Annotated in this window: 25 protein-coding genes; 4 read left to right on the plus strand and 21 right to left on the minus strand. The window is 36.6% G+C overall.

The window, feature by feature from the left end; genetic code table 11:
- Positions 1 to 428 precede the first annotated feature (428 nt).
- The 3 genes from G3O09_RS07510 to deoD all read right to left on the minus strand — a co-directional run bounded on the left by G3O09_RS07510 (position 429) and on the right by deoD (position 3,674).
- A complete protein-coding gene (locus G3O09_RS07510; protein ID WP_163100887.1) occupies positions 429 to 1,886 on the minus strand; it encodes a lmo1851 family serine protease in 1,458 nt (485 codons plus the stop codon).
- Between the two features lie 72 nt (positions 1,887 to 1,958).
- The gene (locus tag G3O09_RS07515) at positions 1,959 to 2,807 is read right to left on the minus strand and encodes a M15 family metallopeptidase (RefSeq protein WP_163100888.1); all 849 of its coding nucleotides are present in this window, start codon (positions 2,805 to 2,807) and stop codon (positions 1,959 to 1,961) included.
- Positions 2,808 to 2,969: 162 nt separating this feature from the next.
- Complete coding sequence (gene deoD, locus G3O09_RS07520; RefSeq protein WP_163100889.1) at positions 2,970 to 3,674, minus strand: purine-nucleoside phosphorylase; 705 nt, start codon at positions 3,672 to 3,674, stop codon at positions 2,970 to 2,972.
- A 173-nt stretch (positions 3,675 to 3,847) separates the two neighbouring features.
- On the opposite strand from deoD, the gene G3O09_RS22175 reads away from it, so the two are divergent.
- Entirely contained in the window at positions 3,848 to 4,000 is a 153-nt protein-coding gene (locus tag G3O09_RS22175; protein WP_205439632.1) for a hypothetical protein, read from the plus strand.
- Between the two features lie 71 nt (positions 4,001 to 4,071).
- On the opposite strand, the gene G3O09_RS07525 is transcribed toward G3O09_RS22175, so the two are convergent.
- From G3O09_RS07525 to G3O09_RS07585, 14 genes are all read right to left on the minus strand, one after another.
- The gene (locus tag G3O09_RS07525; protein WP_240338373.1) at positions 4,072 to 4,392 is read right to left on the minus strand and encodes a YodL domain-containing protein; all 321 of its coding nucleotides are present in this window, start codon (positions 4,390 to 4,392) and stop codon (positions 4,072 to 4,074) included.
- 219 nt (positions 4,393 to 4,611) lie between these two features.
- Positions 4,612 to 5,382 (minus strand): sporulation protein, encoded by a 771-nt coding sequence (locus G3O09_RS07530; RefSeq protein WP_163100890.1) that lies wholly within the window; start codon positions 5,380 to 5,382, stop codon positions 4,612 to 4,614.
- Entirely contained in the window at positions 5,369 to 6,166 is a 798-nt protein-coding gene (locus G3O09_RS07535; RefSeq protein ID WP_163100891.1) for a protein kinase domain-containing protein, read from the minus strand. Before G3O09_RS07535 ends, G3O09_RS07530 begins: the two co-directional genes overlap by 14 nt.
- A gap of 331 nt (positions 6,167 to 6,497) precedes the next feature.
- Positions 6,498 to 6,668 (minus strand): YozD family protein, encoded by a 171-nt coding sequence (locus G3O09_RS07540; RefSeq protein WP_163100892.1) that lies wholly within the window; start codon positions 6,666 to 6,668, stop codon positions 6,498 to 6,500.
- Between the two features lie 80 nt (positions 6,669 to 6,748).
- Complete coding sequence (locus G3O09_RS07545) at positions 6,749 to 7,465, minus strand: hypothetical protein (RefSeq protein WP_163100893.1); 717 nt, start codon at positions 7,463 to 7,465, stop codon at positions 6,749 to 6,751.
- Positions 7,466 to 7,682: 217 nt separating this feature from the next.
- Entirely contained in the window at positions 7,683 to 7,904 is a 222-nt protein-coding gene (locus G3O09_RS07550) for a YozE family protein (RefSeq protein ID WP_163100894.1), read from the minus strand.
- 78 nt (positions 7,905 to 7,982) lie between these two features.
- On the minus strand, positions 7,983 to 8,174 hold the full coding sequence (locus G3O09_RS07555) for a hypothetical protein (RefSeq protein WP_163100895.1): 192 nt from the start codon (positions 8,172 to 8,174) through the stop codon (positions 7,983 to 7,985).
- A 178-nt stretch (positions 8,175 to 8,352) separates the two neighbouring features.
- The gene (locus G3O09_RS22740) at positions 8,353 to 8,484 is read right to left on the minus strand and encodes a hypothetical protein (protein ID WP_275898304.1); all 132 of its coding nucleotides are present in this window, start codon (positions 8,482 to 8,484) and stop codon (positions 8,353 to 8,355) included.
- Positions 8,485 to 8,579: 95 nt separating this feature from the next.
- Complete coding sequence (locus tag G3O09_RS07560) at positions 8,580 to 8,864, minus strand: YokU family protein (protein WP_163100896.1); 285 nt, start codon at positions 8,862 to 8,864, stop codon at positions 8,580 to 8,582.
- A complete protein-coding gene (gene kamA, locus G3O09_RS07565) occupies positions 8,857 to 10,287 on the minus strand; it encodes a lysine 2,3-aminomutase (RefSeq protein ID WP_163100897.1) in 1,431 nt (476 codons plus the stop codon). The genes G3O09_RS07560 and kamA overlap by 8 nt, the downstream gene beginning before the upstream one ends.
- Before the next feature lie 104 nt (positions 10,288 to 10,391).
- Positions 10,392 to 11,783, minus strand: coding sequence for a sigma-54 interaction domain-containing protein (locus G3O09_RS07570; protein ID WP_275898305.1), 1,392 nt, complete (start codon positions 11,781 to 11,783; stop codon positions 10,392 to 10,394).
- Between the two features lie 295 nt (positions 11,784 to 12,078).
- On the minus strand, positions 12,079 to 13,497 hold the full coding sequence (locus tag G3O09_RS07575) for an aldehyde dehydrogenase family protein (RefSeq protein WP_163100899.1): 1,419 nt from the start codon (positions 13,495 to 13,497) through the stop codon (positions 12,079 to 12,081).
- A gap of 145 nt (positions 13,498 to 13,642) precedes the next feature.
- Positions 13,643 to 17,860, minus strand: coding sequence for a tetratricopeptide repeat protein (locus tag G3O09_RS07580; RefSeq protein ID WP_163100900.1), 4,218 nt, complete (start codon positions 17,858 to 17,860; stop codon positions 13,643 to 13,645).
- A gap of 1,106 nt (positions 17,861 to 18,966) precedes the next feature.
- Positions 18,967 to 19,119: a YjcZ family sporulation protein gene (locus G3O09_RS07585; protein ID WP_163100901.1), complete on the minus strand. Its 153-nt coding sequence runs from the start codon at positions 19,117 to 19,119 to the stop codon at positions 18,967 to 18,969.
- 203 nt (positions 19,120 to 19,322) lie between these two features.
- Between G3O09_RS07585 and G3O09_RS07590 the strand changes: the two genes are divergently transcribed.
- Positions 19,323 to 20,420 (plus strand): SGNH/GDSL hydrolase family protein, encoded by a 1,098-nt coding sequence (locus tag G3O09_RS07590; protein WP_163100902.1) that lies wholly within the window; start codon positions 19,323 to 19,325, stop codon positions 20,418 to 20,420.
- 8 nt (positions 20,421 to 20,428) lie between these two features.
- Positions 20,429 to 21,001: a DUF502 domain-containing protein gene (locus G3O09_RS07595; RefSeq protein WP_163100903.1), complete on the plus strand. Its 573-nt coding sequence runs from the start codon at positions 20,429 to 20,431 to the stop codon at positions 20,999 to 21,001.
- Positions 21,002 to 21,034: 33 nt separating this feature from the next.
- Here G3O09_RS07595 and G3O09_RS07600 read toward each other — a convergent pair whose 3' ends face one another.
- Genes G3O09_RS07600 through msrA form a run of 3 tightly spaced genes read right to left on the minus strand, consistent with a single transcriptional unit; the run spans position 21,035 to position 22,533 of the window.
- Positions 21,035 to 21,535: a PTS sugar transporter subunit IIA gene (locus G3O09_RS07600; RefSeq protein ID WP_163100904.1), complete on the minus strand. Its 501-nt coding sequence runs from the start codon at positions 21,533 to 21,535 to the stop codon at positions 21,035 to 21,037.
- Between the two features lie 43 nt (positions 21,536 to 21,578).
- On the minus strand, positions 21,579 to 22,004 hold the full coding sequence (msrB, locus tag G3O09_RS07605) for a peptide-methionine (R)-S-oxide reductase MsrB (protein ID WP_205439633.1): 426 nt from the start codon (positions 22,002 to 22,004) through the stop codon (positions 21,579 to 21,581).
- Complete coding sequence (gene msrA / locus G3O09_RS07610) at positions 21,997 to 22,533, minus strand: peptide-methionine (S)-S-oxide reductase MsrA (protein ID WP_163100905.1); 537 nt, start codon at positions 22,531 to 22,533, stop codon at positions 21,997 to 21,999. The genes msrB and msrA overlap by 8 nt, the downstream gene beginning before the upstream one ends.
- Before the next feature lie 185 nt (positions 22,534 to 22,718).
- On the opposite strand from msrA, the gene G3O09_RS07615 reads away from it, so the two are divergent.
- Positions 22,719 to 23,480: a DUF4397 domain-containing protein gene (locus G3O09_RS07615; RefSeq protein WP_163100906.1), complete on the plus strand. Its 762-nt coding sequence runs from the start codon at positions 22,719 to 22,721 to the stop codon at positions 23,478 to 23,480.
- Between the two features lie 40 nt (positions 23,481 to 23,520).
- Here G3O09_RS07615 and G3O09_RS07620 read toward each other — a convergent pair whose 3' ends face one another.
- A complete protein-coding gene (locus G3O09_RS07620) occupies positions 23,521 to 24,105 on the minus strand; it encodes a YpmS family protein (RefSeq protein WP_240338374.1) in 585 nt (194 codons plus the stop codon).
- Positions 24,106 to 24,122: the final 17 nt, after the last annotated feature.

Here is a 24,122-nt window from a genome sequence, read left to right on the forward strand (position 1 = left end):
CTTCGCTTTTGGGCAAAATCTAATTTTTTCCCACTTATTGAACCGGATATCCTTTAATAAAGTGACATACCCATACTTTTTTCCATATATCCTTCACTTATCCGATTTATCATTCACTTTCAAACTGATGAATGACCCTATGATTCCCTTATTATTTGATCTCCTCCTTATCCTTCACTCTCTGCCTTTTATCATGCACTTCAGCCCCGATCCCCTTCACTTTCTGTCCTTTAACCCTTCACTTTTCAAAATTTACCCTTCGCTTTTGGACAAAATCTAATTTTTCCCCACTTTTTGAACCGGATATCCTTTTAAAACGTGACTTACCCATTCATTTTTCCATTTACCCTTCACTTATCCGGTTTATCATTCACTTTCCGCCACAAAACACCCAAACCCAATAAAAAAACGGCCATATGGCCGTTTTTTTATTTTTTCACTGTCTCAATTGCTTTTTGTAATTGTGTATCGTTGGAGATGATTTTTTCTCGGATTTTGCTCATGAGGATCATCGTTGTGTCTCCACTTACTTTGCCTGTTGCTTCTATTTTGTTGGCTTTTTGGAAATCTGTAACAGCCTTTTGTGTAGCTTCGTCAAAGTAGCCGTCAACTTTTCCTGGTTTATAGCCAACTGCAGTCAGCATTTCTTCAATAGCTTTTACTTCTGTACCTGTGGAAGTGACTGTAAGTTCTTTTTCAGGCGAGATATATGGTAGGTTGGCGTAAGATGGAAGTGCAACTTTCACATCCGGCTCAATACCCTTTTTGTGAATCCAGTTTTCGTTTGGAGTCAGCCATTTTGCAGTTGTATATTTTATGTTTGAACCATCATCTAAATCGATTGCGGTTTGGACTGTTCCTTTACCGAATGTCTTTTCGCCAACTAATGGAATTCCAGCAGCTTCTTTCAATGCACCGGCAACTATTTCTGAGGCACTTGCACTTCCATTGTCGATTAACACTGCGACTGGAACTTTTATTTTCTTTCCGCCTTTAGCTTTGTATACTTCTTTTTCACCATTACGGTACTCAACTGAAAGGATTTGTTTTCCTTCTGGAACGAACAAGTCAGAGATTTCTAATGCTTGGTTTAAAATGCCTCCTGGATTTTGTCTTAAATCAAGGACTAGACCTTTCATGCCTTTACTTTCCAAATCGTTTACTGCCTTTAGTAGTTCTTCGTAAGTATGTTCAGAAAAACTTGTGATTTGGATGGTTGCAATTTTGTTTTCATCCATCTTTGAATAGACAGTCTCAAGCGGGATCGTATCACGTACAATTTCAACTTGCATCGGTTCTGAATTTTCCCCACGTTGAACCATTAACTGTACCTTAGTCCCTTTTTTCCCTCTAATTAGAGTCACAGCTTCAGTTGTGGACATGCCTTCTAGGCTTTTACCGTTTACGCTTAAAATGTAATCATAAGGTTTCAATCCAGCCTTCTCAGCAGGAGAACCTTTGATTGGCGCAACTATCATTATTTTTGAATCTTGGGTTTGGATTTCAGCACCAATCCCTTCAAAAGATGAAGAGATTTTTTCATGGAACCCTTGAGCTTCCTCTACATCCATATAAACTGAATATGGGTCTTCCAGAGATTGAAGCATTCCTGTAATGGCTCCGCTGATTAATTTCGCATCATCTATGTCTGTGTAGTAATCTTTTTTAATTGTGTCGTAAGCCGAATATAGCTTACTAAATTCATTTCGCTGGTTAATCACTTGCTGGATTGGTTTTTCCCCATCTTCGCCAAACATGAGGGCAAAGGTTGTGATTCCCGCTGTTAGGAAGATAATAAGAAAAATCCCCATAACAAAATGGAACTTCTTAATTCTCATATACTTGTTACTTTGTTTCTGTTCTTCCACGGTTTGATTTTCTTCCATAATTCCACCACTTTCATAAGTGCCATGCTCTTTATATCATTATTAAACAAATTTCGAATATAGGAAAGTATTTTATACCTGCTTGACCAATTTGAAGTACTCTTCTAATGTGAGTTTCTTTTCATAAATGACCTTTGCCACATCTTGTCCTACATATCGGAAGTGCCATGGTTCAAACTTATATCGAGTCACCGTTTCTTTCCCTTCCGGATAACGTAGAATAAATCCATATAAATGTGCGTTATTGGCAAGCCAATTGCCTTCAGCGACATTTTTAAAGTCCTGTGTCAATTCTAGGTTTACCGACTTACTGGAAATGTCCATGGCCAGTCCAGTCTGATGTTCACTTTGACCTGGGAAAGCTACAGCTTCAATTGCTTTTGCTTCGCCTACTTTTGAGATTTCATTATCTAATATGATAGCTTGTCTCTCGTATGAACGGTATCCAGATACCGCGAACAACTCTATACCATTGACTTTTGCCCCTAGAAAGAGTGCTTCTAAAGCCTGTGCTGCTTCCTCTCTCATTAATGATTTCTCCAATTTTTCTTCTCCGAAAGAAAATGGGACATTAGGTTTCACTAAATCAGTTGGAATGTAGTTTTCTGTCAATGAATACTCTTTGTTAACAAGAGCCACAATGTTTTCAGGATTATTGATCACCATTTTGCCATCTACGACTGTCGTATCATTGAAATATTCTTCGGGTAATGTTAAGACTTCTTCTTCTGGTTGAACTGTTGTTTCATCGTCTTCTGTTTCACTTGTTTTGTCATCTTGCTCTTGCGGTACTTGAACTTGTCCATCATTTTTAACTATCATTTTTTTTTCCGAATCTTTATTTACATAATAATTATACAATTGGCATCCGCTCAAGCTTGTTACTACAAGAAGAACGATGAGTAACCTTACTAATTTCATGTTGGCATCACCCTTCGTTATGAAAAATACACTTCCCCATTTTATCACTTATCGCTTAAATAGTAACATAATATTTACTGAATGGTACTATACTCATATCCATCCAAAAAAATCCGTTATTCCAGCGTTACAAGCGCAGAAAATAACGGATTTTTTATATTACTAGTCTTGAATCGCAGCTTCAAGTGCGACTTCAATCATTTCGTTGAAAGTCATTTGTCTTTCTTCAGCTGAAGTTTCTTCACCTGTAAGAATGTGATCGCTAACAGTCAACACGGAAAGAGCTTGCACATCGAATTTAGCTGCAATCGTATAAAGTGCACTAGTTTCCATTTCTACTGCCAAAATTTTATATTTCGCCCATTTTTCGAAATCTGCATTGTCATTATAGAAGGAATCTGCAGTGAAAACACTACCTACCTTCAGGTTAAGACCTTTTGCCACTCCAGCATCATATGCTTTTTTCAGCAAATCAAAATCAGCAGTTGGCGCATAATCAACACCACCAAAAGTTAATCTGTTGATTTGGCTATCAGTGGAAGATGTCATTGCAAGTATTACATCCCTTACATTTACATCCTTTTGGATTGCTCCACATGTACCAACACGAATCAATTTTTTCACATCGTAGCTGCTAATTAATTCATTAATATAGATTGAAATGCTTGGTACTCCCATTCCAGTCCCTTGTACTGAGACTTTCTTTCCTTTATACGTACCGGTGTAACCAAACATGTTGCGTACTTCATTATATAATTTAGGTTCTTCTAAAAATGTTTCTGCAATATATTTAGCTCGGAGAGGATCTCCAGGTAAAAGAACTGTTTCAGCGATATCACCAGGTTTTGCTCCAATATGTACACTCATTTTTATTTCCTCCTTTTTATCATGAGAGCTACAATACAATACTATACCACATTCAATTCACGGAAAAACAGATAATTATTCTCCACTCCAATTATTGTTTTTCGAAAGGCAATGTAATATTCCTATAAAACGAATCCATACTAAAGAAGAACCAAATCTAAGGAGGTATAACTATGGGAAAAAAACACCGCAATCGGGTTAACTCACCAAAAAAGAACAATCATATACCTGCTGAGGCCATCATTGCTGAACAAGAGGCTCATGGTAAAGAATACTCTGCAAAAGGTCGTAAAAACGGACCTGGACATAATCAAGAAGTTCGATAACATAGCATAAAAGAAGACCCCGAACCGTATTAAAGCGGTTCGGGGTTATTATTTTTGTTTTGTTAGTCAGATTAACACACATGTAATCTATGTATGATTTTCCATCCGCCAATGCATAACTTATAATAAGTTTTTCCTTTTATGCCTTCATCAATTAATACAATGTCCCCAGTGGTTATGTATCGTGCTTGATAATCCTTTGGTATTCGGTCAGCAACATTGAATTTCCCAAACACTGCTTCAATTGCCTCTGTATGAGAATCAGCTTCCACATTTAAACGGTACACCTGTTGATAGCCTCGTTTTTGCCCATATGCATTCGTCTGAAAGATCGTTATGTCGAAGAAACAGTCCGTTTCCAATGTCTTTCGTTTTACAAGTCCTTTAAGCACTTTGGGTTCCCCGCCTTCTATCCAGAATAACTATAGATAAAATTAGGGAAAGCGCTTGTCGAATCCTTTATCGGAACAACACTATTTTTGTCGAGTCATAAAAAAAACACAAAATGATCTTTTACTCCTACCCTTCTACGGGATTATTCAATTTTTAAAAATTTCACACCTACAAAAAACCTGCCGATTTACTCAGCAGGTTTCATTTTATAGATGTTCTTATGCATATTTCGAAATTAATGTATTGATTTTGGATGCTAAGTTAGGAATGTCATTTTTTGTAATGGTTGTAGCGACACGCGTTTCATCCATTTCCAAAGCTTCAGCAAATAATCCAGCTAAACCTCTTGCACGTCGATCGATTTCAAAATAAACATCTGCCGAGTCAAGGTTGTTTTGGAAGTATACAAGTTCTAATTCATCTAGTTTCCCACGGTATGCCCCGCTGTATGGAACGAATTCGAATTCTTGAATATACGGCTGCCTTCCACGAAACTTTGCTGGTGCAGCCTCACAATCACTGTTACGGAGTTTGAAGCCAAGGTCAGTCAATGCTAGGAATAATGAGTGAATGAGCTCATTTGGTTGAACTTTAATATAATCAGCATCTTTAGGGTCTACAGCATTTTTGATGTCTAATCCTGTTGCTACCCATACCTTTGTCGAACCGTATGTTAATGGAGTATCCATAGGAAGATTAAAGCTAAAAGGAAAAACCTTTTTCTCATTTGCTCCGATCGTAAATGGTTCATTAATTCGCACTCGTTCAATGGTAGCAGTTTGTGTATATTTTTTATCATCATGCTCTTTAATGTATGTAGTATTCAATGTGAGGTAGATTTCATCAATTGATTGATCAACATTACCTCCGACAATCTCAACATGTCCTTGGACCTTTTCTCCTGGAAGGAATGTGTCCTTTTCTAATCTAGTATCGACCTTTGCATTTCCAATACCCATAGTGGCTAAAAATTTGTTAAACATTGACATGAATATTTCCTCCTAATAATTTTGTATCTACATAAGATATTGCTGTTTCTGTCGATTCAAAAGCAGGTTCTACCATTAATAGCTTTTTAATGAAGGTTATTGCATCGTCCGAGATTGGCAATTCTTCATGCCAGCTTTTTTCCTTTTGAAGAGAAGGTTCATACGATGAATATAAAAGGAACAGAAAAAAATGCCCTATGCCCCATAAATCACTTACATATGATGCTTCTTTCTTCGGATTTTCAGTAATTATGCTTGTGGTAATCACTGGTTTTGTTGCCAATCCAAAATCAATGACGAATAATTGATTACCGTCCGTCAAGATGTTAGGGATTCTTAAGTCTCTATGGATGATATTTTTATTATGAAGATACTGAACGATTTCTAACAATTCCCTCACAATATGAAGCGATTCTAAAAAGGTATATGATTTTCCTTCTTGAAAAATCAAATCATCGAACGTTTTTCCTTCTACTTTTTCCATAATGTAAAAAGGAAATTGATTGATGTGACCTGATTCAACGATTTTTGGTATAGAAGGATGGCTCAACTCTTGAAGAATCGATTTCTCAACTTCAAAAAAAGCCTTTGCTTCCTTTGATTTTGCTCTTTTTTTTCGAAGTCGTTTCAGAACATAAGACTTTTTATCACATTTATTTAATAATAAATAAGTTTTTCCATAACCACCTAAAGCGAGCTCAGTTTGATATTCCCATTTTTCATGGTTAGAAAAATAATTGGCGAATAACTGGTCTGCACTATTCTCACTAAAAATGAATCTCATTAGCTACTGAAAAAGCTATGGGAACTCTTAAAAATACTCTTTTTATGTTTTTTCTTATAATGTTTGTATCCATATTGAGAATGCTTATTAGAATACCCATGTTTAAAATTGCTACTCGAATATTTACCGTGATGCTTCATTCCCAAAAGTGTTTTGATCAATTGTTTTAACAAAGGAAACCTCTCCTTTTCATCTCAATTACTTTCCATACATTTAATACGCCTCATGAACGAAAAGGTTTCATTATGTAATAAAATTCTTTACAGTTCCACATGAAAAACGACGGCTAAACCGTCGCTATTTTCAAGATGGTAGGGCATACTCGAGTTCATTACTCCTCAATTTCTTCATCTATGATGCATTTCTCGATCAAATATTCAAAGGTGATGTCTGCAATTTCTTCTAATTCTTCCTCTGTTGGAACGTATCCACGCCTTGTTAGTTCTTGAAAAAAGAACTCAGCAATTTCTTCCGTGTCGATAAAAACTTCGATTTCACGCAAACTTGATCGCCCCCTTTACTTAAGTTGTATGAGCATAGGAAACCCTTTATTCCGTTATTAGAAATTGTGATGGGATTACTTCATTTGGATGAAGAGTTTTTCGGAGTTTTATATAGTTCGGAGGAAAGTTTTTTTATTTTGTTTAATACTAGTCCCTTTACTTTTTTGTATTCTTCATCACCAAATGTTTCATATAAAAATAGGTAATCATTATATAAATCAAGCAAACCATCAATCATTTGCTTTTTTTCGTATCTTTCCTGCAATTGTTCTTTTTCAGCTTTCCTAGTATTAAAGGTAGAAGTAGGATTTATCTCTTTTTTTCCCGTGTTTTTGTTTATTGGGAATAGTAAACCTAATTTTTGAATGAATGTATCTGCGCTTTCTGCATCTGCAACAAGTGTTAGTTCCTCTTCGTGGGCTTCCAACCATTCTCCATCAGAAATTCTTGAGAGTTCATATATTACATCCTCCCAAGCGTTTTCCTTGTATCTCCAAATTTCGGTTCTAAATCCGACAACCTTAAAATAATCTTGCCCATACCCATCTACTGAAACTAAATCACCAAAGAAAAACTTATATTCGATATCTATTTTCTCTGATTCATGAAGGATTTCTCCTTCAAATTCGCTAATATGCTGCAAGGTCGACTCCATGTATAGGCCTTCACTATGATTGACTTCATATACATATGCCCCGTCAATGAATTGTACATCTGTAATATTGCCAACAGTACCATACATAATGATGACTACAGTATCACCCTTATTGAATTTAGGTTTTTTCTTCTTCGCCATAGAAGACATCCTCTCGACTCAACTCTAGTAGTTAGGTACGATATTATATGCAAAAAACAAACCGGACGTTATTAAAGAAAAGCGGAAGTGTGACGACCTATGATTGATAAGAATAGCGATTTATCAATTATTGAACAAAACAGAGTTCTAAAAAAGGGCTCCTTATTTTCACAACAAGAAAAACCGAATCTGGGTAGTTTCGGTCGTTTCAATTGGTTTATACAATTGTAATTTGTTTATATTTGTCCCAAGCTTCATCAAAAATCGCCATAGAAGGCAGATATTCTCCGTACATTTCTAAATACCTACTGATTTCGTCATAATCTTTTGATTGCTTTGGAAATCCATGATCTTCGTATGCTTCATTCGCAAATTTTGTTATGTCATCTTTTGCTTTTGGCTGCCTATATGTCATTAAAAACTGGTAAAATGTTTTCATGCTAAAACTCCTTACTGACTAATTCGTTTGAAATCTACTATAACGAATTTAGAATATGGAGTCTACTGATTTGAAAGATTAGCCCCATCTACCTGACTTCCCCATTTCAAGAAGGGCCCAAATAATATTGAACATAAGGATCGCGATAGTAATTGGTACTGCATGCAGCCAATTTTTTCCGAATTTCTCCTTTATCACCCCTACATAATATCCGCATAAAAATAGGACAAACATCGCCGCTATCAACATTATTGTAAATGCCAAATACATGGTGTACTCCCCTTCACACTGTCATTTTTATACTATCATCATACATGAAGGGGTATATAGAATATCAAAGTAAGGATGAACAATTTGTGAAAGATGAAAAGCGGAAAGCGCCCTCGGAACAATCAAAAGAGAGCCTGCAAATATTTGCAAGCTCTCTAGTAGTGATTCCAAAACCGTATTATCGTTTCTTTTTTAAATCGTTTTTTGTTATTTCACTGCGGATGTTCACGTCTTTAGAAAATTCTGTATCATTGTTCTGGTTGTTAGGGTATTTGTTTTCACGTTCACGATTGTTGTTACGGTTCGTCATCCTTATCCCTCCCTTAATTACGATACGAATTTATTTTGTGCATTCGACGTTTTTTTATTTATGGGAATGGGAAAATTTTAACCCTTAACAAAAGATCATGAAGAAAAATCGAAATAATTCTTTTTCAGTAATCGTTCCATTTCCATTAAGTCTTTATAATTTATCGGGGAATTTATTTTTTTCCGATCGACTAAATATAGTTGGTTTTCGATTCCTTTAACAATGGACTCTTGTTGGTACTCCGCATCACAATTAGAGCATTTTATGGTAGGGGTATCTTTGATTTCAATTGCCCTGGAACCATCCGGTAACTCCCAATATACGCTGGACGTGGTTACTTGAATTTCTTCTTCATCACACCATTCACATCGTTCAGTCATTAGTGGCCTCCTCTTTAGATGGGGCAAGTTCTTTTTGTGCCATCTTTTGTTGTTCAGTAAAGAATTTCTTCTCTTTTAATTCATCTCTTTTTTCACGTTTATCTTTCAGTGAGGCATGCTCTGGATTCTTATTATATTCCTGTCGTTTGGAAAGACGTTTTAACCCTTCAGGAATTAAATTAAACGTAGCATCGTTCATGATTCCAGATACACCAGCCATTGACTTTTTAGATTCATATTCAGGGTAAATGGTTTTGAAATAATCTTCCGCTTGGCCAGGAGAATAACTTTCTGGTTCAGGATAGGTAGTGATGACGCCTTCAAAATTCCTTAATACGGTCTTTGTAGGTGATTGGGAGAGGATATAATTTGGCTGTAAAGAAATTTTCCCTCCACCACCAGGTGCATCTACGACAAACGTCGGGACAGCATACCCTGAAGTGTGGCCGCGTAATCCTTCTATAATTTCGATTCCCTTCGAAATTGGAGCTCTGAAATGGCTAATTCCTTCAGAAAGGTCACATTGGTAAATGTAATATGGACGAACACGAATTTTAACTAAATCATGCATCAATTTTTTCATGATTGCGACACTATCGTTAATTCCAGCAAGGATTACAGACTGATTGCCAACCGGAACCCCAGCATTCGCAAGCATTTCACAAGCACGTTTAGATTCTTCAGTGATTTCCATGGATGTATTAAAGTGTGTATTCAACCATACCGGATGATACTTTTTCAGGATATCGCATAGTTTATCTGTGATTCTTTGTGGGAACACAACAGGTGCTCTCGTTCCGATCCGGATGATTTCAACATGTGGAATTTCACGTAAACTTTTAAGAATATATTCTACTATAGTGTCATTGATTAGTAAGCCATCTCCTCCTGAAATCAAAACATCTCTTACTTCAGGAGTATTTCTAATGTAGCCAATTGCTGCGTCCAACTGCTTTTTAGGGACTCCCATGCCAATTTGGCCAGAGAATCTTCTTCTTGTACAATAGCGACAATACATGGAGCATTGGTTTGTCACCAGGAACAAAACACGATCGGGATAACGGTGGGTAAGACCTGGCACCGGCGAATCTTCATCTTCGTGAAGCGGGTCTTCGAGATCATATTTCGTTTTATAAATTTCTTTTCCAATCGGGACAGACTGCATTCTAATCGGACATCTAGGGTCGTCTGGGTTCATCAAAGACGCATAATATGGAGTGATATTAAGAGGAATGGTCTTAGTGGATATCTTTACTCCCTCTTCTTCTTCCGGTGTTAAATTTATGACCTTTTTTAAATCGTCTAAAGTACGAACAGTGTTGGTCAGCTGCCATAACCAATCATTCCATTGTTCTTCAGTTACATCCTTCCAAAGTTCAATATCTTTCCAATGGCGACTAGGTTTATATAAATCGTGTCTCATAAAAACCTCCCAATTTCTTTTTATCTTTAACATGCAATTAGCGTGCCAATTTTTAAAAAATCGACTATTTTACATTATGAAAAATTGCATACTTTGGATAAAATTTATTTAGGAATATTCTTGAGTGAATTCTTATACACGCCATCTAGCTTCGATAATTTATATTGTAGCGTTTGACGCGGAATTCCCAATAGACTAGCTGCTTGAAGGATATTACCATTCGTGGTGAGCATCGCATTGTAGATCAATGTTTGTTCTGTTTCTTTTAAAGCTTCACGTAAAGGCTGTACAGGAGGATTGTTTGTTTTACTGCCAAATGAGGCTTTTAATGAATCTGGTAAATCCCTCATCATTAGAACCTTCTCTTCTGAGCAATTCATCATGAATTCAATGGTATGTTTAAGTTCCCTTACATTCCCTGGCCAATGATAGGAATAGAAAAATGCTTCAACTTCTTTCGAAACACCATTTATTGAAGTTTGTAAAACCTGATTATATTTTTCTATGAAAAACTTGGTCAAAAGGGGAATATCGGATTTCCTTTTTCGTAAAGGAGGTAAATGAAAAGGTAATACGTTCAATCTGTAATATAAATCTTCTCGTATCAGATTTTTTCTCATGGCTTCTTCTGGATGTACATTCATCGCAGCCATGATTCTCACATTTACAGATATGCTTTTTGTTCCACCAACCCTTCTGATGAGCCCATCTTCTAATACACGGAGAAGTTTTGCCTGTAACTCGATCGGCAAGGATTGGACTTCGTCTAAAAATAGTGTTCCTCCATTGGCTAATTCGAAGAGGCCTGGTCGGTCAATGGCTCCAGTATAACTACCTTTTGCAGTGCCAAACAAAATACTTTCGAGCAAGGTATCAGGAAGTGCAGCACAGTTTTGTGCAATAAAGGGCATTGTTCTCCTGATTGAAGCATTATGGAGTCCTTGTACGAAAAGTTCTTTCCCGCTTCCACTTTCTCCATAGACCAGTACGGTAGAGGAGGATTTAGATAGCTTGTTTGCCTTTTCAATCTGAGATAAAAATTTAATATCTTCCGTGATGAGATTTTCAAACGTATGCTTTGCGCCATTTGATGGTTCTGCTTTAATAGGAGACTCTTTTATCATTTTCCTTTCTAAATCAAGGAGACGCTCCGATAATTGTCTTAATTTCGAATAATCTTTCGCTACTTCTACTGCACCAACAAGCTTTCCGTCAACATAAATAGGTAATGTACTATTAATTGTGTCTATGGTTTTCCCATGGACATTAACATAGGTTTGTCCTTTTTGTATGATGGGCTTCCCTTTTGTGAGTACATCTAACAATGTGCTCGTCTCGTTTGTTAAAGAAGGAAATGCATCTAATAAGTGTTTTCCTAAGACTTCCTTTACCTTCATTCCATCATGGTTTGCTGCAATCGTATTATAGAAAATGGTTTTTCCACTTGTATCAACTACATGGATTCCTTCATCAATGATTTTTAAAATGGCTTCCATGATTTCTTTAGTAATAAATAAGTTATCCAGTCTACATGCACCCCTTCTTGGAAGTATTTTTAAATGTATATGAAGGAGTGCCGAAATCTTGTCATATTTGTGCTTATTTTTTGGCAACATGGACTGATATTGAGGAAATGTTATAGAAACCTTAATCCCTTCGGTATGCTTTATTGCATTTGATCTTTAATCATGCCGATTTTCCGGCAGGGCTGTTGATGAGAACAAAAGTAAGGGCTGACCTCATTTTTTGAGTCAGCCCCTTTGAAACTCAGATAAGTTTTTAACTACTACTTTATATTTTAAAGCTTATTAGCTTCAATTCGGTCATTTCTCCTACTGCGTAACGAATCCCTTCCCTACCTGTCCCGCTTTCCTTTACTCCACCATAGGGCATCTGGTCTACTCTGAATGTGGGAAAATCATTTATCATGACACCACCCACTTCCAGTTTTCTTGCAGCATTAAATGCAGTTTGTATGTCCTTTGTATAGATTCCAGCCTGTAATCCATATTTAGAGGAATTTACTCGTTCGATTCCTTCTTCAATAGAAGAAATGGAATTAATCGATACTACAGGAGCGAAAATTTCTTCACATGAGACTTTGTCAGAATCCTTAACTTGAACCAAAACAGTTGGGGAAAGCACATTTCTTTCAATTTCTCCTCCAATAAGGATTGTGGCTCCATTTTCAACTGCTTCATCAATCCAGGATTTTGCACGTAACACATCGTCCTTCGATATCATTGAAGAAATATCCGTACCTTCTTCCGATGGGTGACCAACCTTTAATTTTTTTGTTTCATTAACAAACAGGGTTGAAAAATCCTGGAATATTTCTTCATGGACATAAATTCTTTGAACGGATATACAAACTTGCCCTTGGTATAGGAATGATCCTGTCACGATCCTAGGGACTATTTCTATAAGATCGGTGTTTTTATCGATAATTACAGCCGAGTTAGATCCAAGTTCCAAAGTCACTTTTTTTAATCCAGCCTTTTCCCGTATTTGCTTCCCCACGGAAGGACTGCCTGTGAAAGTAATCATTTTGATTCGATCGTCTTTGACTAGACCCTCCCCAATCGTTTTTCCACTGCCTGTAATGACATTAAGAGCTCCAGCTGGCAACCCAGCTTGATGGAACAAATCCGCAATTTTATAAGCTGACAGTGGCGTTTGACTAGCCGGCTTTAAAACAACAGCATTACCAGCAGCTATTGCAGGACCTACTTTATGAGCAACCAAATTCATCGGGAAATTAAAAGGTGTAATCGCCCCAATCACTCCGAGTGGTTCACGAATAGTGAAGGCCATTCTTCCTTCTCCCCCCGGTGCACCATCCAGGGGGACGGTTTCACCGTGTATGGTACGTGCTTCATTGGCTGCGAACTTATATGTCATTATGGTTCGATCAACTTCCCCTAACGATGCCTTAATTGGTTTAGAGGCTTCAGCAGAAATAAGTTGGGCACACTCTAACCTTTGTTCCGTCAATAATTCAACCACTTTTTCAAGAATGCTTGCCCTTTGGTGAGCAGGCATTTCCCTTAATACATTGGATGCAGCACATGCAGATGAAATGGCAGCATCCACCTTACCCATATCTGCAATAGCCACTTCTGCCAATAAAGTATTATCATATGGCGAATGTAATGGATAGTAAGAATCCGTCTCCATTCCTTCACCATTAATCCATAATTTTTGTTTCATCCAAACCCTCCTTTAGTAATTAATATTGCTTGTTATTATTAAAACGCTACAAGTGTTAATTGTATATTTATTTGCATTGAAACATTTGAAAAAGGCTGAATCCCAATTGTTTTACGATTGGGAAACAACCTTTATTTCTTAATCATTACTGATCGAATAGCTCTTTTTTAATAGGATTTAGATCGTCATCTTCCAAAGCCATATTCCAGAAATATTCTGATTCATCTTTTTCAAACACTTCTTGTAAGATTTTCACCGCTTCATCAAAATGTCCTAAGAGACATAGCCCACAGCCCACATTATATTCAGCGGCTAAATAATCCTCATCCAAACTTAGAATATGCCTACTGATTTCAAGAGCTTTTTTTGCATCGCCTTTTCTAAAGTAGTGATTACTTAATTCAAAGTAAAGATCTGTGTTATCAGGATCTACCTTAAGACCCTCTTCTATGGTTTTAAAACTTTCATCAACTTTCCCGTTAGCTGAAAAATATCTTGCCCTCATCGCATATCCGTCCCCATGATTAGCAAACTGGCTGATCAGGGCTGTGGTCGATTTATCTGCTGCTTCGATTCGGTTCCCTCTAAGTAAAAGGTCAGAATAAAATAACAAAGCACGAACATCATGAGGGAAATCTTGAGAGAGCATTTTCATTAATTCTATTGCCCGATTCATGTGTTGCTCAGGATCGCTTGATTCTTCTGCGAATATGAAATGCTGATAAGCGAGTCGGTATCTTACCTCATAATCATCAGAATGCTGTAACGCTTTTTCCAAAAGATTAATGCTTTCTTCGTTAAGGTTTGTTTCCTCGTAGAAGTTTGCGAATTCCATATATGCAGCCACATTCTTTGCATCAAACCCAATGGCTTTTTCATATAAATCGATCACTACACCAAGCTTAGCTACTTGTTTCGTACCTTTCGTGACCTTTTGGAACAATCTTTTGAAAAGGCCCTGTTCTTGTTCATCTTCCAAATCCGCTAATACCAATTGTTGAAGACTTTTAGCGACAGAAAGGAAAGCAACACTAGCTATTTCTTTATCAAAGTTCAGTTTTTTCAGTGTTTCCCCCAGGAGTAACCATTTGCCCATGGAGTAGTCCATTTGTGTCAACTTTTCAAAATACTCTTCATTCGATGGATCCATAGAAGCCAATTGTAAAAGAATCGCTCGTGCTTCTTTATTCGATTCATGTACAGTCAACCATTTTACTTTATGCCATAGTAAGCCCTCATTTTGTGAGTCTACTAATAAACCCTTTTCAATCCATTTAAGCTCTTTTTCATCATCTCCAATAAATCCATAAGCATAAGCAAGGCTATCTAGCCTCCAAGTCTCAGGCGAGTTGCCTTTCATCTTTTCTAGTTGAGAAATAAATGCTTCAATGTCTTCTCTTTCACACAGAGATAGGAAATACTCAACATTTAACATGGAAGGTTCAACACTGAATAGACGTTTTAAATATTCCAATTCCTGTTCATGATCTTCTTCCATTGCATGAAGCTCTGCTAGTCGTAGTAGTGCCCTTGCTTCAGAAGGGTTCAGTTCAAGACTTGAAAGGTATGCTTCTCTAGCTTGTTCCATTTCTTCCATACGGTAATATACTTCCCCTAATCGATAATAAGTGAACGGGTCTTCTAGTAGAGATAATGATTCTTTGTATAGCTCTATTGAAGATAAATCATTCATTTCATCCTTGATAATCCCTTTATAGGTTAAGAAAATATATTTAAAAGCGGGTTTTTTTTCTACGAGTTCCTCAATGATTTGAATACCCCTATCGAGATAGCCATGTCTTATGACTATATCAATGTATATCTCCAGAGCTTCTTCAAAATTGCTCCGCATCAGGAGAAGTCCTTTTTCCATCGTTTGCAAGGCAAGATTTTTCTCTTTCTCATTTGCAGTTTGCTCTTCACCTATTTCCCATAGGAGCTTACCTGCATTTACAAAAAATTCACTATTTCCTTCAAACCTGCCCGCCGCATTTAGTAGCACTTCTTTTGCCTTGTCTATCTTCCCACCTTGCTTTAATGCATCCCCGAATCCCAAGTACAAAAAGACTTCTTCCGGGTAAAGTTCTATTGCTCTTCGGTAACTTTCATAAGCCTTTTCTAACTGTTCATGAACACGATAAAAATGACCAAGGCGGTTGTATATTTCATCCGCTTCTAGTGAGGCTTGAACACCTTCAATTAAAATCGATTCGGTTCTTTTTAGGTCATTCCAGGCAAACTCATACAAATCAGCCAAGTTTAAATAAGAAAACGGCAGTTTCGAATCTAATTCCTTCGATTTCAGATAAGCCTTTTCAGCAGCTTCCAACCTTTGAAGACCTTCTTCTGTTTTACCGATTTGGAACCAAAGATATGCTTCATCTCCACCTTCTTTACCGAGCAAATCCATCAATATAGACTTCGCTTCTTCAAACTGCTCAGCTTCCATTAATATCACAGCATGGTTAATTAATCCGAAAATTTCCTCACTATGGAGTTTAAGTGACATTTCAGAGGCAAGTAGTGCACTTTTAAGGTCTTTACTATAAAGATTAGCGAGAGCAAAATAGCTCCAAGTTATATGTTGGTCACTATCCAATTTTAATGAAGCTTCAAATTCACTCTTTGCCTCATAATAATCATCTTGGTCAAGAGCAATCCGCCCTTTTAAATAATGATACATAGGACTATTGGTTTTTGTTTTGACACTTTCAAGAAGCTCAATGGCTTCATCAAGTTTTCCATAACGGCTTAATCCTTGGGCAATATGCAAACGGATGCTGTCATCTTCAGGATATTTTCCCATTAGGAAAACTCGGCTTTTATCAAAAAGCTCTTTTGATTCATCGTGAGCCAAATGTTTAACTACATACAAGGGAGTGTATAGAATGTCGAAATGCTGATCTAAAAACGAGAAGAAAATTTTGTAATATCCTTCCTCATCTAAATCGATTTTTTCAGCAAGGTCATGGAGCTCCCTGAAATAGCGATCATCTGATTCTGAAAGAATTGATAGTTTTTTAGCTTCATTCGTTAAAACACCTGTTATCGCCATATAAGAAGTATTCAAATAAATCCGTTCATAATCTTCATACGTTACAATCATCGTTTCAAGCATATTTGGATCCTGGATGTACAAACTTTGAATCCGATCATCGAATCCAGTGATCACTTGAACATGTGACATTTGCTCGAAATCCACGCTAAGTAGGATCGGAATATCTAGGTTTATTAATTCTTTAACTTTATCGAGAGAAGCAATGAAAAAACGACATTTGAACCCAATGGATTCCCAAAAATCTACGGTCGTAGAAAGCTTAGATCCAGTCACATCGAAGATTTTTTCAGCTATTTCATCCTGACCCATTTTCGCACCATGCTTACCAAGTATCATTTCAAGGCTTGCAGGTACGCAATAATTGCTTTTTTGTACGATAGGAATGATAGAAACTTTCCTTTTTTCTTTTTCCTTATCTATCTGTTTATAAGGAATATCTTTTAAAAACTTGTTCTGTTCCAGGTGATTGTTTAATTCACTAAATTGTTCAGTCTCAAAGAAATAGTCGGCGGTTAACTTAGTAAAATACTTTTTAAAAATGTGAAATGGTAAAGTAGAATCTATAATTTGAATGGTTTCCATCATTGAATCCCATTTTCTAAGGTCACGATATCTTCTTACCTTTTCAAGTAGAAAACTAGGCACTTCAGGATATTTTCTTTCTCCATCATTCAAAAACTCTAATGCCAACTGATGGTGACCATCTGAAGCGAGTGCATCAGTCAATAATAAATAGCATATATGTCCGAACTTTTTATCATCGAGTCCTTGCTTTAAAACTTCCACCGCTTTCTTTCGGTCACCACTATGAAGATAGAAATACCCCCATTTATCAATGACTTTTTGGTCAGAAATAGATTCAATTTTCCTCAACTGTTCTTGGGCTTCCTCATATTGCTTTAACTCTATCAAAACTCGTACTAGTGCAAAATAGACCCTTCCTTGTTTATCTGTTGAAAGGGCATCCATGTCGGATTCTTCTATTTTTTTCTGTAGCTCGTTTGCTGCCTCCAAATATTTTCCTTGATCCATCAAATCGTCAGCAATCCATGCTAAAGTCTGTACTGAATCAAACCTCTTATGGGCAAACCGTGCAACCAGATTGCTATAGTGATACATCAGTCCATGGTCCAACACACGTATCACTACATGAAATGAATCTTCATCTGGCAAAGCATTCAGCTTTTGTTTCAAGAATGAAAGTTTTCCTTTTTGGATGATGTCATTTATTTCAGCTAAGACGATGTCCAGAGCTGCCTTGTATTCTTTATTCTCATAGAAGGATTTTAAGTGAGTAATATTCATTTGTAGCTCCTTTTATCTTGTGCTTTGTAATAATAATAGGAAAAAAATTCTAGATTAACTACAGGTATATTAAGGGATTAACCATTTTAACGAACATTTTTTGCAGTTCTTATTATCATATCAAAAAAAGCGAAAGAGATAAAAAAAGAGCTCTGCGATTAACAGGACTCATTCGTTGAAATGAGTTCCAATTTTACTGTTTGCAGGGAAATGTTAAGGACCTAGAGCTCACTCACCTGTTTTGAAAGTGTAGGATAAATCGGAAGTTTGACCGATAAACCGAAAAATGGATGGATATGCCCCTGTTTTGATTGATAACTGGTTTCAAAAAGTGGAAATATATTAGATTTTGACAAAAAGTGAAGGATATTTTTTGAAAAGTGATGGGTAAAACCTGTGAAAGTGTAGTATAACGGAGGTCTAGTGAAGGATATATGAAGTGAAGTGATGGATAAAATGGTTTTGTCCAGGCACACCAGTTTGTAAGTGAAGGGTAAATCGGACATTTGATGGATAAACCGAATAAAGGATGAATAAGTCCCTTTTTTGATTGATAACTGGTCCCAAAAGTGGAAATATATTAGATTTTTACAAAAAGTGAAGGATATATTTTGAAAAGTGAAGGGTAAAACCTGTGTAAGTGTAGGAAAACGGGGTCCCAGTGAATTAAATATGGGGTGAAGTGATGGATAAAATGGTTTTGTCCAGGACCTAGAGCTCACCCACCAGTTTGTAAGTGAAGGATAAATCAGACATTTGATGGATAAACCCAATAAAGGATGAATATGACCCTTTTTTGATTGATAACTGGTCCGAAAAGTGGAAATAAATTAGATTTTTACAAAAAGTGAAGGATATATTTTGAAAAGTGAAGGGTAAAACCTGTGTAAGTGTAGGAAAACGGGGTCACAGTGAATGAAATTTTGGGTGGAGTGATGGATAAATTGAGATGTTCCGGACATATGTTCACCAACCAGTTTAAAAGTAATGGATAAATTGGTACTGTCCACGACTCAGAGCACACCAAAAGTTTGATTGTGATTCATAAAACCTCTAGAGGTCCCCCCAAAAAAATAACCGGCCATCGAGGCCGGTTTCATTATTTTTTAGCAATGGTTTACAAATGAAGCACCAATAATAATCAATAGGATAAATAATACTACGATTAAAGCGAAGCTTCCGCCACCCCAACCGCAACCGCCTACGCCACCAAAACCATAACCTGGGTAACAACATTGATCATATCCGCCATAATACATATTTTTTCACTCCTCATAATTTCTGTATGTTCACTACACTCATAACATATGTAAACAGGGTGTTTGTCTGCATGTGCATTCGCCCATTTTTTTCAAAAGTTAAAAAAATATATTTCTATATTGGCAAAATTATTGATTAAAATCGATTAATTCATTAAGCTGATTAGAATAACTTATTCTTAATAATATTTGGTGGGATTTGCATGAAAAACATACGAAAATTTGCTGCTGGGGTCATTTCATGCTTGTTGACATTTACTTTTTTGAAGAGTAGTCAATTTCCTGATGTGAATGATTCTCTTTCTTTTTATGATAAATTAAATAAAGGAATGCCTATCCGTTACGTTATAATTGGTGATAGCATTGGAAGAGGTTCTGGAGCTGAGAAGTCAAGTTTGAAGTGGTATCGACAGCTTGAAAGACAGTGGAAAAAGAAATATGGATCGGATGCATCCGGCAAATTCATTGTACAAAGTGGAGCTACTAGTTTTGAAGGTTTATACAAAATGGATAGTCAACCCATTGATTCAACGGTTGATGCTATATTTATTGTTTTTGGTGAAAATGACCGGAAATATATGAAGGCTCATGATTTTAGTCTTTTATATGAATCTTTAATCAGGCGAAGCCTTTCCATTTTCCCAGGGGCTGAAATTTTTACTTTTACTGAAAGTTGTCTTTCAAATCCAGAATTCGCTGATGTAATTGAAGAGATTTCGAATCATTACAATGCTACTAACATTGATATGAGAATTCCTTTCCAAAAAAGCGGTCTTCCAATATCCAAAGTGACAACGGATCTTATCCACCCAAATGGCTTGGGATACTCCCTATATGCTGATGAAATCATGAACAAATTGAAAAAGAATATAGATGATGATAAAAGACCCGCTTCATTAACTGTACCCCTATTTCAAAATACTGATATGAGCTTTGATGTATTGGCGGATTTTACTGAGCAACAGGGCTTCGAATTACAGAACAATTATTTAGTAAGCAGTAAAAAAGGAAGTTATGTGGAATTTTCGTTTTATGGATCGGTTTTAGGGCTCAAATTGTTAAGGAGTCCAGATGGAGGAGTAGTTAATGTGATTATTGATGGGGAGTATTATACTTCATTGAGCACTTGGTGGCCTTTTGAAAGAGAGCGATATTTGTATATTTCTAACGGTTTATCAAATGATTTACACACTGTTCGTTTCGAGGTAACCGGAGAGAAAAGTGAACGGAATATCTCTAATGAATCAGTCATTCGATTGTCCTCCATCATCCTTCGAAAAAATATTGATGAAACACAATGAGGTGTATAATGAAACGCGTATTGAAGAATTTTATTAACGGAATCTTATTGATTGTTCCTATAGCAGCAGTCGTATATGTGGTATATAAAATGTTCGTTTTTTTTGATGGGCTTCTTGGCAACTATTTAAGAAGTTACATGAAGGATGATTATGTCCCTGGTATAGGCATTATACTGACAATCCTTTGTATCACCCTGATTGGTTGGCTCTCAACACAATTCATTATGGGGAGCTTGTTCCGTTTAATAGATAGACTATTAAGCAATATCCCCATTGTAAAGACGATTTATTCTGTCATAAAAGATACAGTCCATTCGTTTCTTGGAGAAAAGAAATCCTTTTCAAAAGTGGTGCTGATCAAGCAACCGAATTCTCACCTAACCAGTGTCGGATTCATAACAAGTGAGAATGTTGGAGATTTTTATGATGAGTATAAAGAATATGTTGCCGTGTACATTCCACAAACGTTTCAAGTGGCAGGGTTTACTTTTTTAGTTCGAAAAGATCAAGTGACGGTAATTGATGTGAAAGCAGAAGACGCAATGAAATTTGTGTTATCCGGCGGAATGACTTCAAAATAACGAAAAAGGTGCTCATTTTGAGCACCTTTGTTATTATCTATTTGGAGTAACGGTAATGAAAGTTGTTTCCCCTTTTGTCAATTCAGTTGTCGAAGCTTTTTTAAAGGACTTCATTTCTGCTGTGTTAGTGATGATGATTGGAGTGATAAGACTCTTTGCCTTTTCACGGACAAGGTTAAGATCAAAGATTACTAGTGTGTCTCCTTTTTTCACTAAATCCCCTTCTTTTACGTGAGCTTCAAAGCCTTCCCCTTTCATACCAACAGTTTCCAAGCCAATATGGATTAGGATTTCAGTTCCTGCATCCGTTTTTAATCCTATAGCATGCTTTGTAGGGAACACTTGCAAGACTTTACCGTCAATTGGAGCTACAATCACTCCTTCAGTCGGTTCGATCGCAAGTCCGTCTCCCATCATTTTTTCAGCGAAAACTGGGTCAGGAACTTCTTCAAGTGGAATGACTCTTCCTGTTGCAGGTGAAACCAAAACATCTGGCGCTTGCTCAGTTTTTTTACCAAATAATTTTTTAAACATATTAGGCATCCTCTCTAGTTCTTACTCAGTTGCTTATTGCATTTTACGAGAAAAGTCTATTATATTCCCCATATCCTTCTTCTTCAAGTTTATAAACTGGGATAAACCTTAAAGCTGCAGAATTAATGCAATAACGCAAGCCGTTTGGACCAGGTCCATCTGTAAAAACATGACCTAAATGTGAATCTGCAGACTTGCTTCTGACTTCGACTCTTCTCATACCATGAGAAAAATCGGCCTTTTCAATTACTTCAATGTCTTCAATTGGCTTTGTAAAGCTAGGCCATCCACACCCTGCATCATATTTATCTTTAGAAGAAAACAATGGTTTTCCAGATACTATATCTACATATATTCCATCTTCTTGATGGTTCCAAAATTCATTTCTAAAGGGCGGCTCTGTCCCATTATTTTGGGTCACCTCATATTGAATTGGAGTTAGTTTTTTCTTTAAATCCTCATTATTCATTATTATCCCCCCAATGTTTTTGTATAAAAGCTTCTCTGCCAGAACCACGGTGGTATGACTGGTAATGGGCAGGATTTTTCTTGTAATAGTGCTGATGATATTCTTCTGCATCATAGAAAACAGAAGCAGGAAGGATTTCTGTCACAATGGGCTTTGAAAAACGACCGCTTTCTTGAAGTATTTTCTTTGACTCTATGGCTTTCTCTTTCTGTTCTTGATCATGATAAAAGATGGCTGTTTTATAGGAATGGCCACGATCATAAAATTGTCCCCCACTATCAGTAGGGTCGATTTGGCTCCAAAATATTTCTAACAGCTTTTCATAAGGGTATACTTTGGGATCGTATGAAATCTGAACGGCTTCATAATGTCCAGTGTCTTCCTTGCAAACCTCTTGGTATGTAGGGTTTTCCTTTGTTCCGCCTGTATATCCTGATAGAACTGAATGAATCCCTGGTTGAGTATCAAAGGGTTTTACCATGCACCAAAAACAACCTCCTGCGAATGTTGCCTTTTTTAACTCTGTCATTTGGTTTCCTCCTAACTATCCATATGGTCGATTTTGTTAGTTTACCCTTTGCAAGCATTTTACCCTTGATCAATCAATCGGTAAACAATAGTGCTTGAACAGTTTAATTACACGAACATGACACATGCCCAAGTCATTAAGCATATTCATAATACGAAATGACTTTATGGAAGGGTGACAATTTCATGACCAGCAGAAAACCTGAGGAATACTTTGAAAAGGCCTCAATGTATGGAATGCTAGCAGATTATTATAAATCTTCAAATCCTGAGCTTCATATGGAATATTATCAAAAACACATAAAAAACCTTCAAAAGGCAGCTGAAATCTACCAGTACAGACGTGTAAACCAAAGGAATGGCATGGAAGCAAGAATACGAGCGCTTCATGCAGTACCCGATGGGCCTAATGTAGATGTTTTTGTAAATGGGACAAAAATATTAAAGGATTTTCCCTATAAAAAAATGACTGATTACTTACCGTTACCTCAAGGTAGTTATCATATCGATGTTTACCCAACTGGAGATTCTGTCAATACAATCATTAGCAGACGAATTACAGTAGAAGCAGGAAAGAGCTATACTTTGGCTGCGATTGGATCTGTAGCCACTAAAAATCTGACTTTGCAAACGATTGAAGATTCACCAATTACTCCAACAGGCGAGTCAAAAGTACGCTTTGCCCATTTATCTCCTGATGCCCCTGGCGTAGATATTGCTGTAAAAGGTGGTGATGTAGTTTTTCCTAATGTTACTTATAGGAAAGTTACGGACTATCTAGGGATAACCCCAATGAAAGTCGATCTTGAGGCAAGAGTTGCCGGAACTAACAATGTAGTATTATCAATACCCGGAGTTTCTTTTCAACCAGGTACTGCTTATACGATATATGCCATTGGATTGGCAAATGGTACCCCAGGACTAGAAGCCATCATTTTGTCCCCATAATAATTAAAGACCCGGATAAAATGTTTCTCCGGGTCTTTTGCTATTTTGTTGGAATTAAAAGATCAAAGGTAATACGATCTTCATTCAGATCAAATTCTTTTACTTTCACCTTTGCATCACTTTTTAATTTTATTTTTTGAAGTGCGACATAAATTTGTTCATCTTTCGGATCTATCGTAACCCAAGGTGGGGTTTTATATTTTTTTTGAATGAAATTCATAATATAGCCAACTGGAAGACTTACTTGACCTAGCTCCATCGTCTTTTGCTTCAGAATTAAATCACCATTATCCAACGATTCAGGTTCAAACGTCATTTTCAATTGAATTTCTTTTCCGAATGCCGGCAAGGAACCGTAAAACTCCACATCTTCCTTGAGAAAAATATGATAATTAATGGGACCTGTCAAACCTTCTTTTTTTAAATAGGAATTTATTAAAGTTGTTAAATCTCTTTTATTTGTGCTCACTTCAAATTTTACGTTCGGATTATCTTTTCCGTATTCTTCAATAACTTGGTCCTTAACAGGCATTAATGCATACGTAAGAAGAAAGATCAACAATAAAGCATTGATTCCTAATAGAAGGTAAAAAGCCGTTTTCCACTTGTTCGTAATACGTTTCAATCTTATGTTGTCACTCC

Origin of the sequence: Peribacillus alkalitolerans (assembly GCF_010882125.1) — a bacterium.
Lineage (GTDB): Bacteria > Bacillota > Bacilli > Bacillales > DSM-1321 > Bacillus_BN > Bacillus_BN alkalitolerans.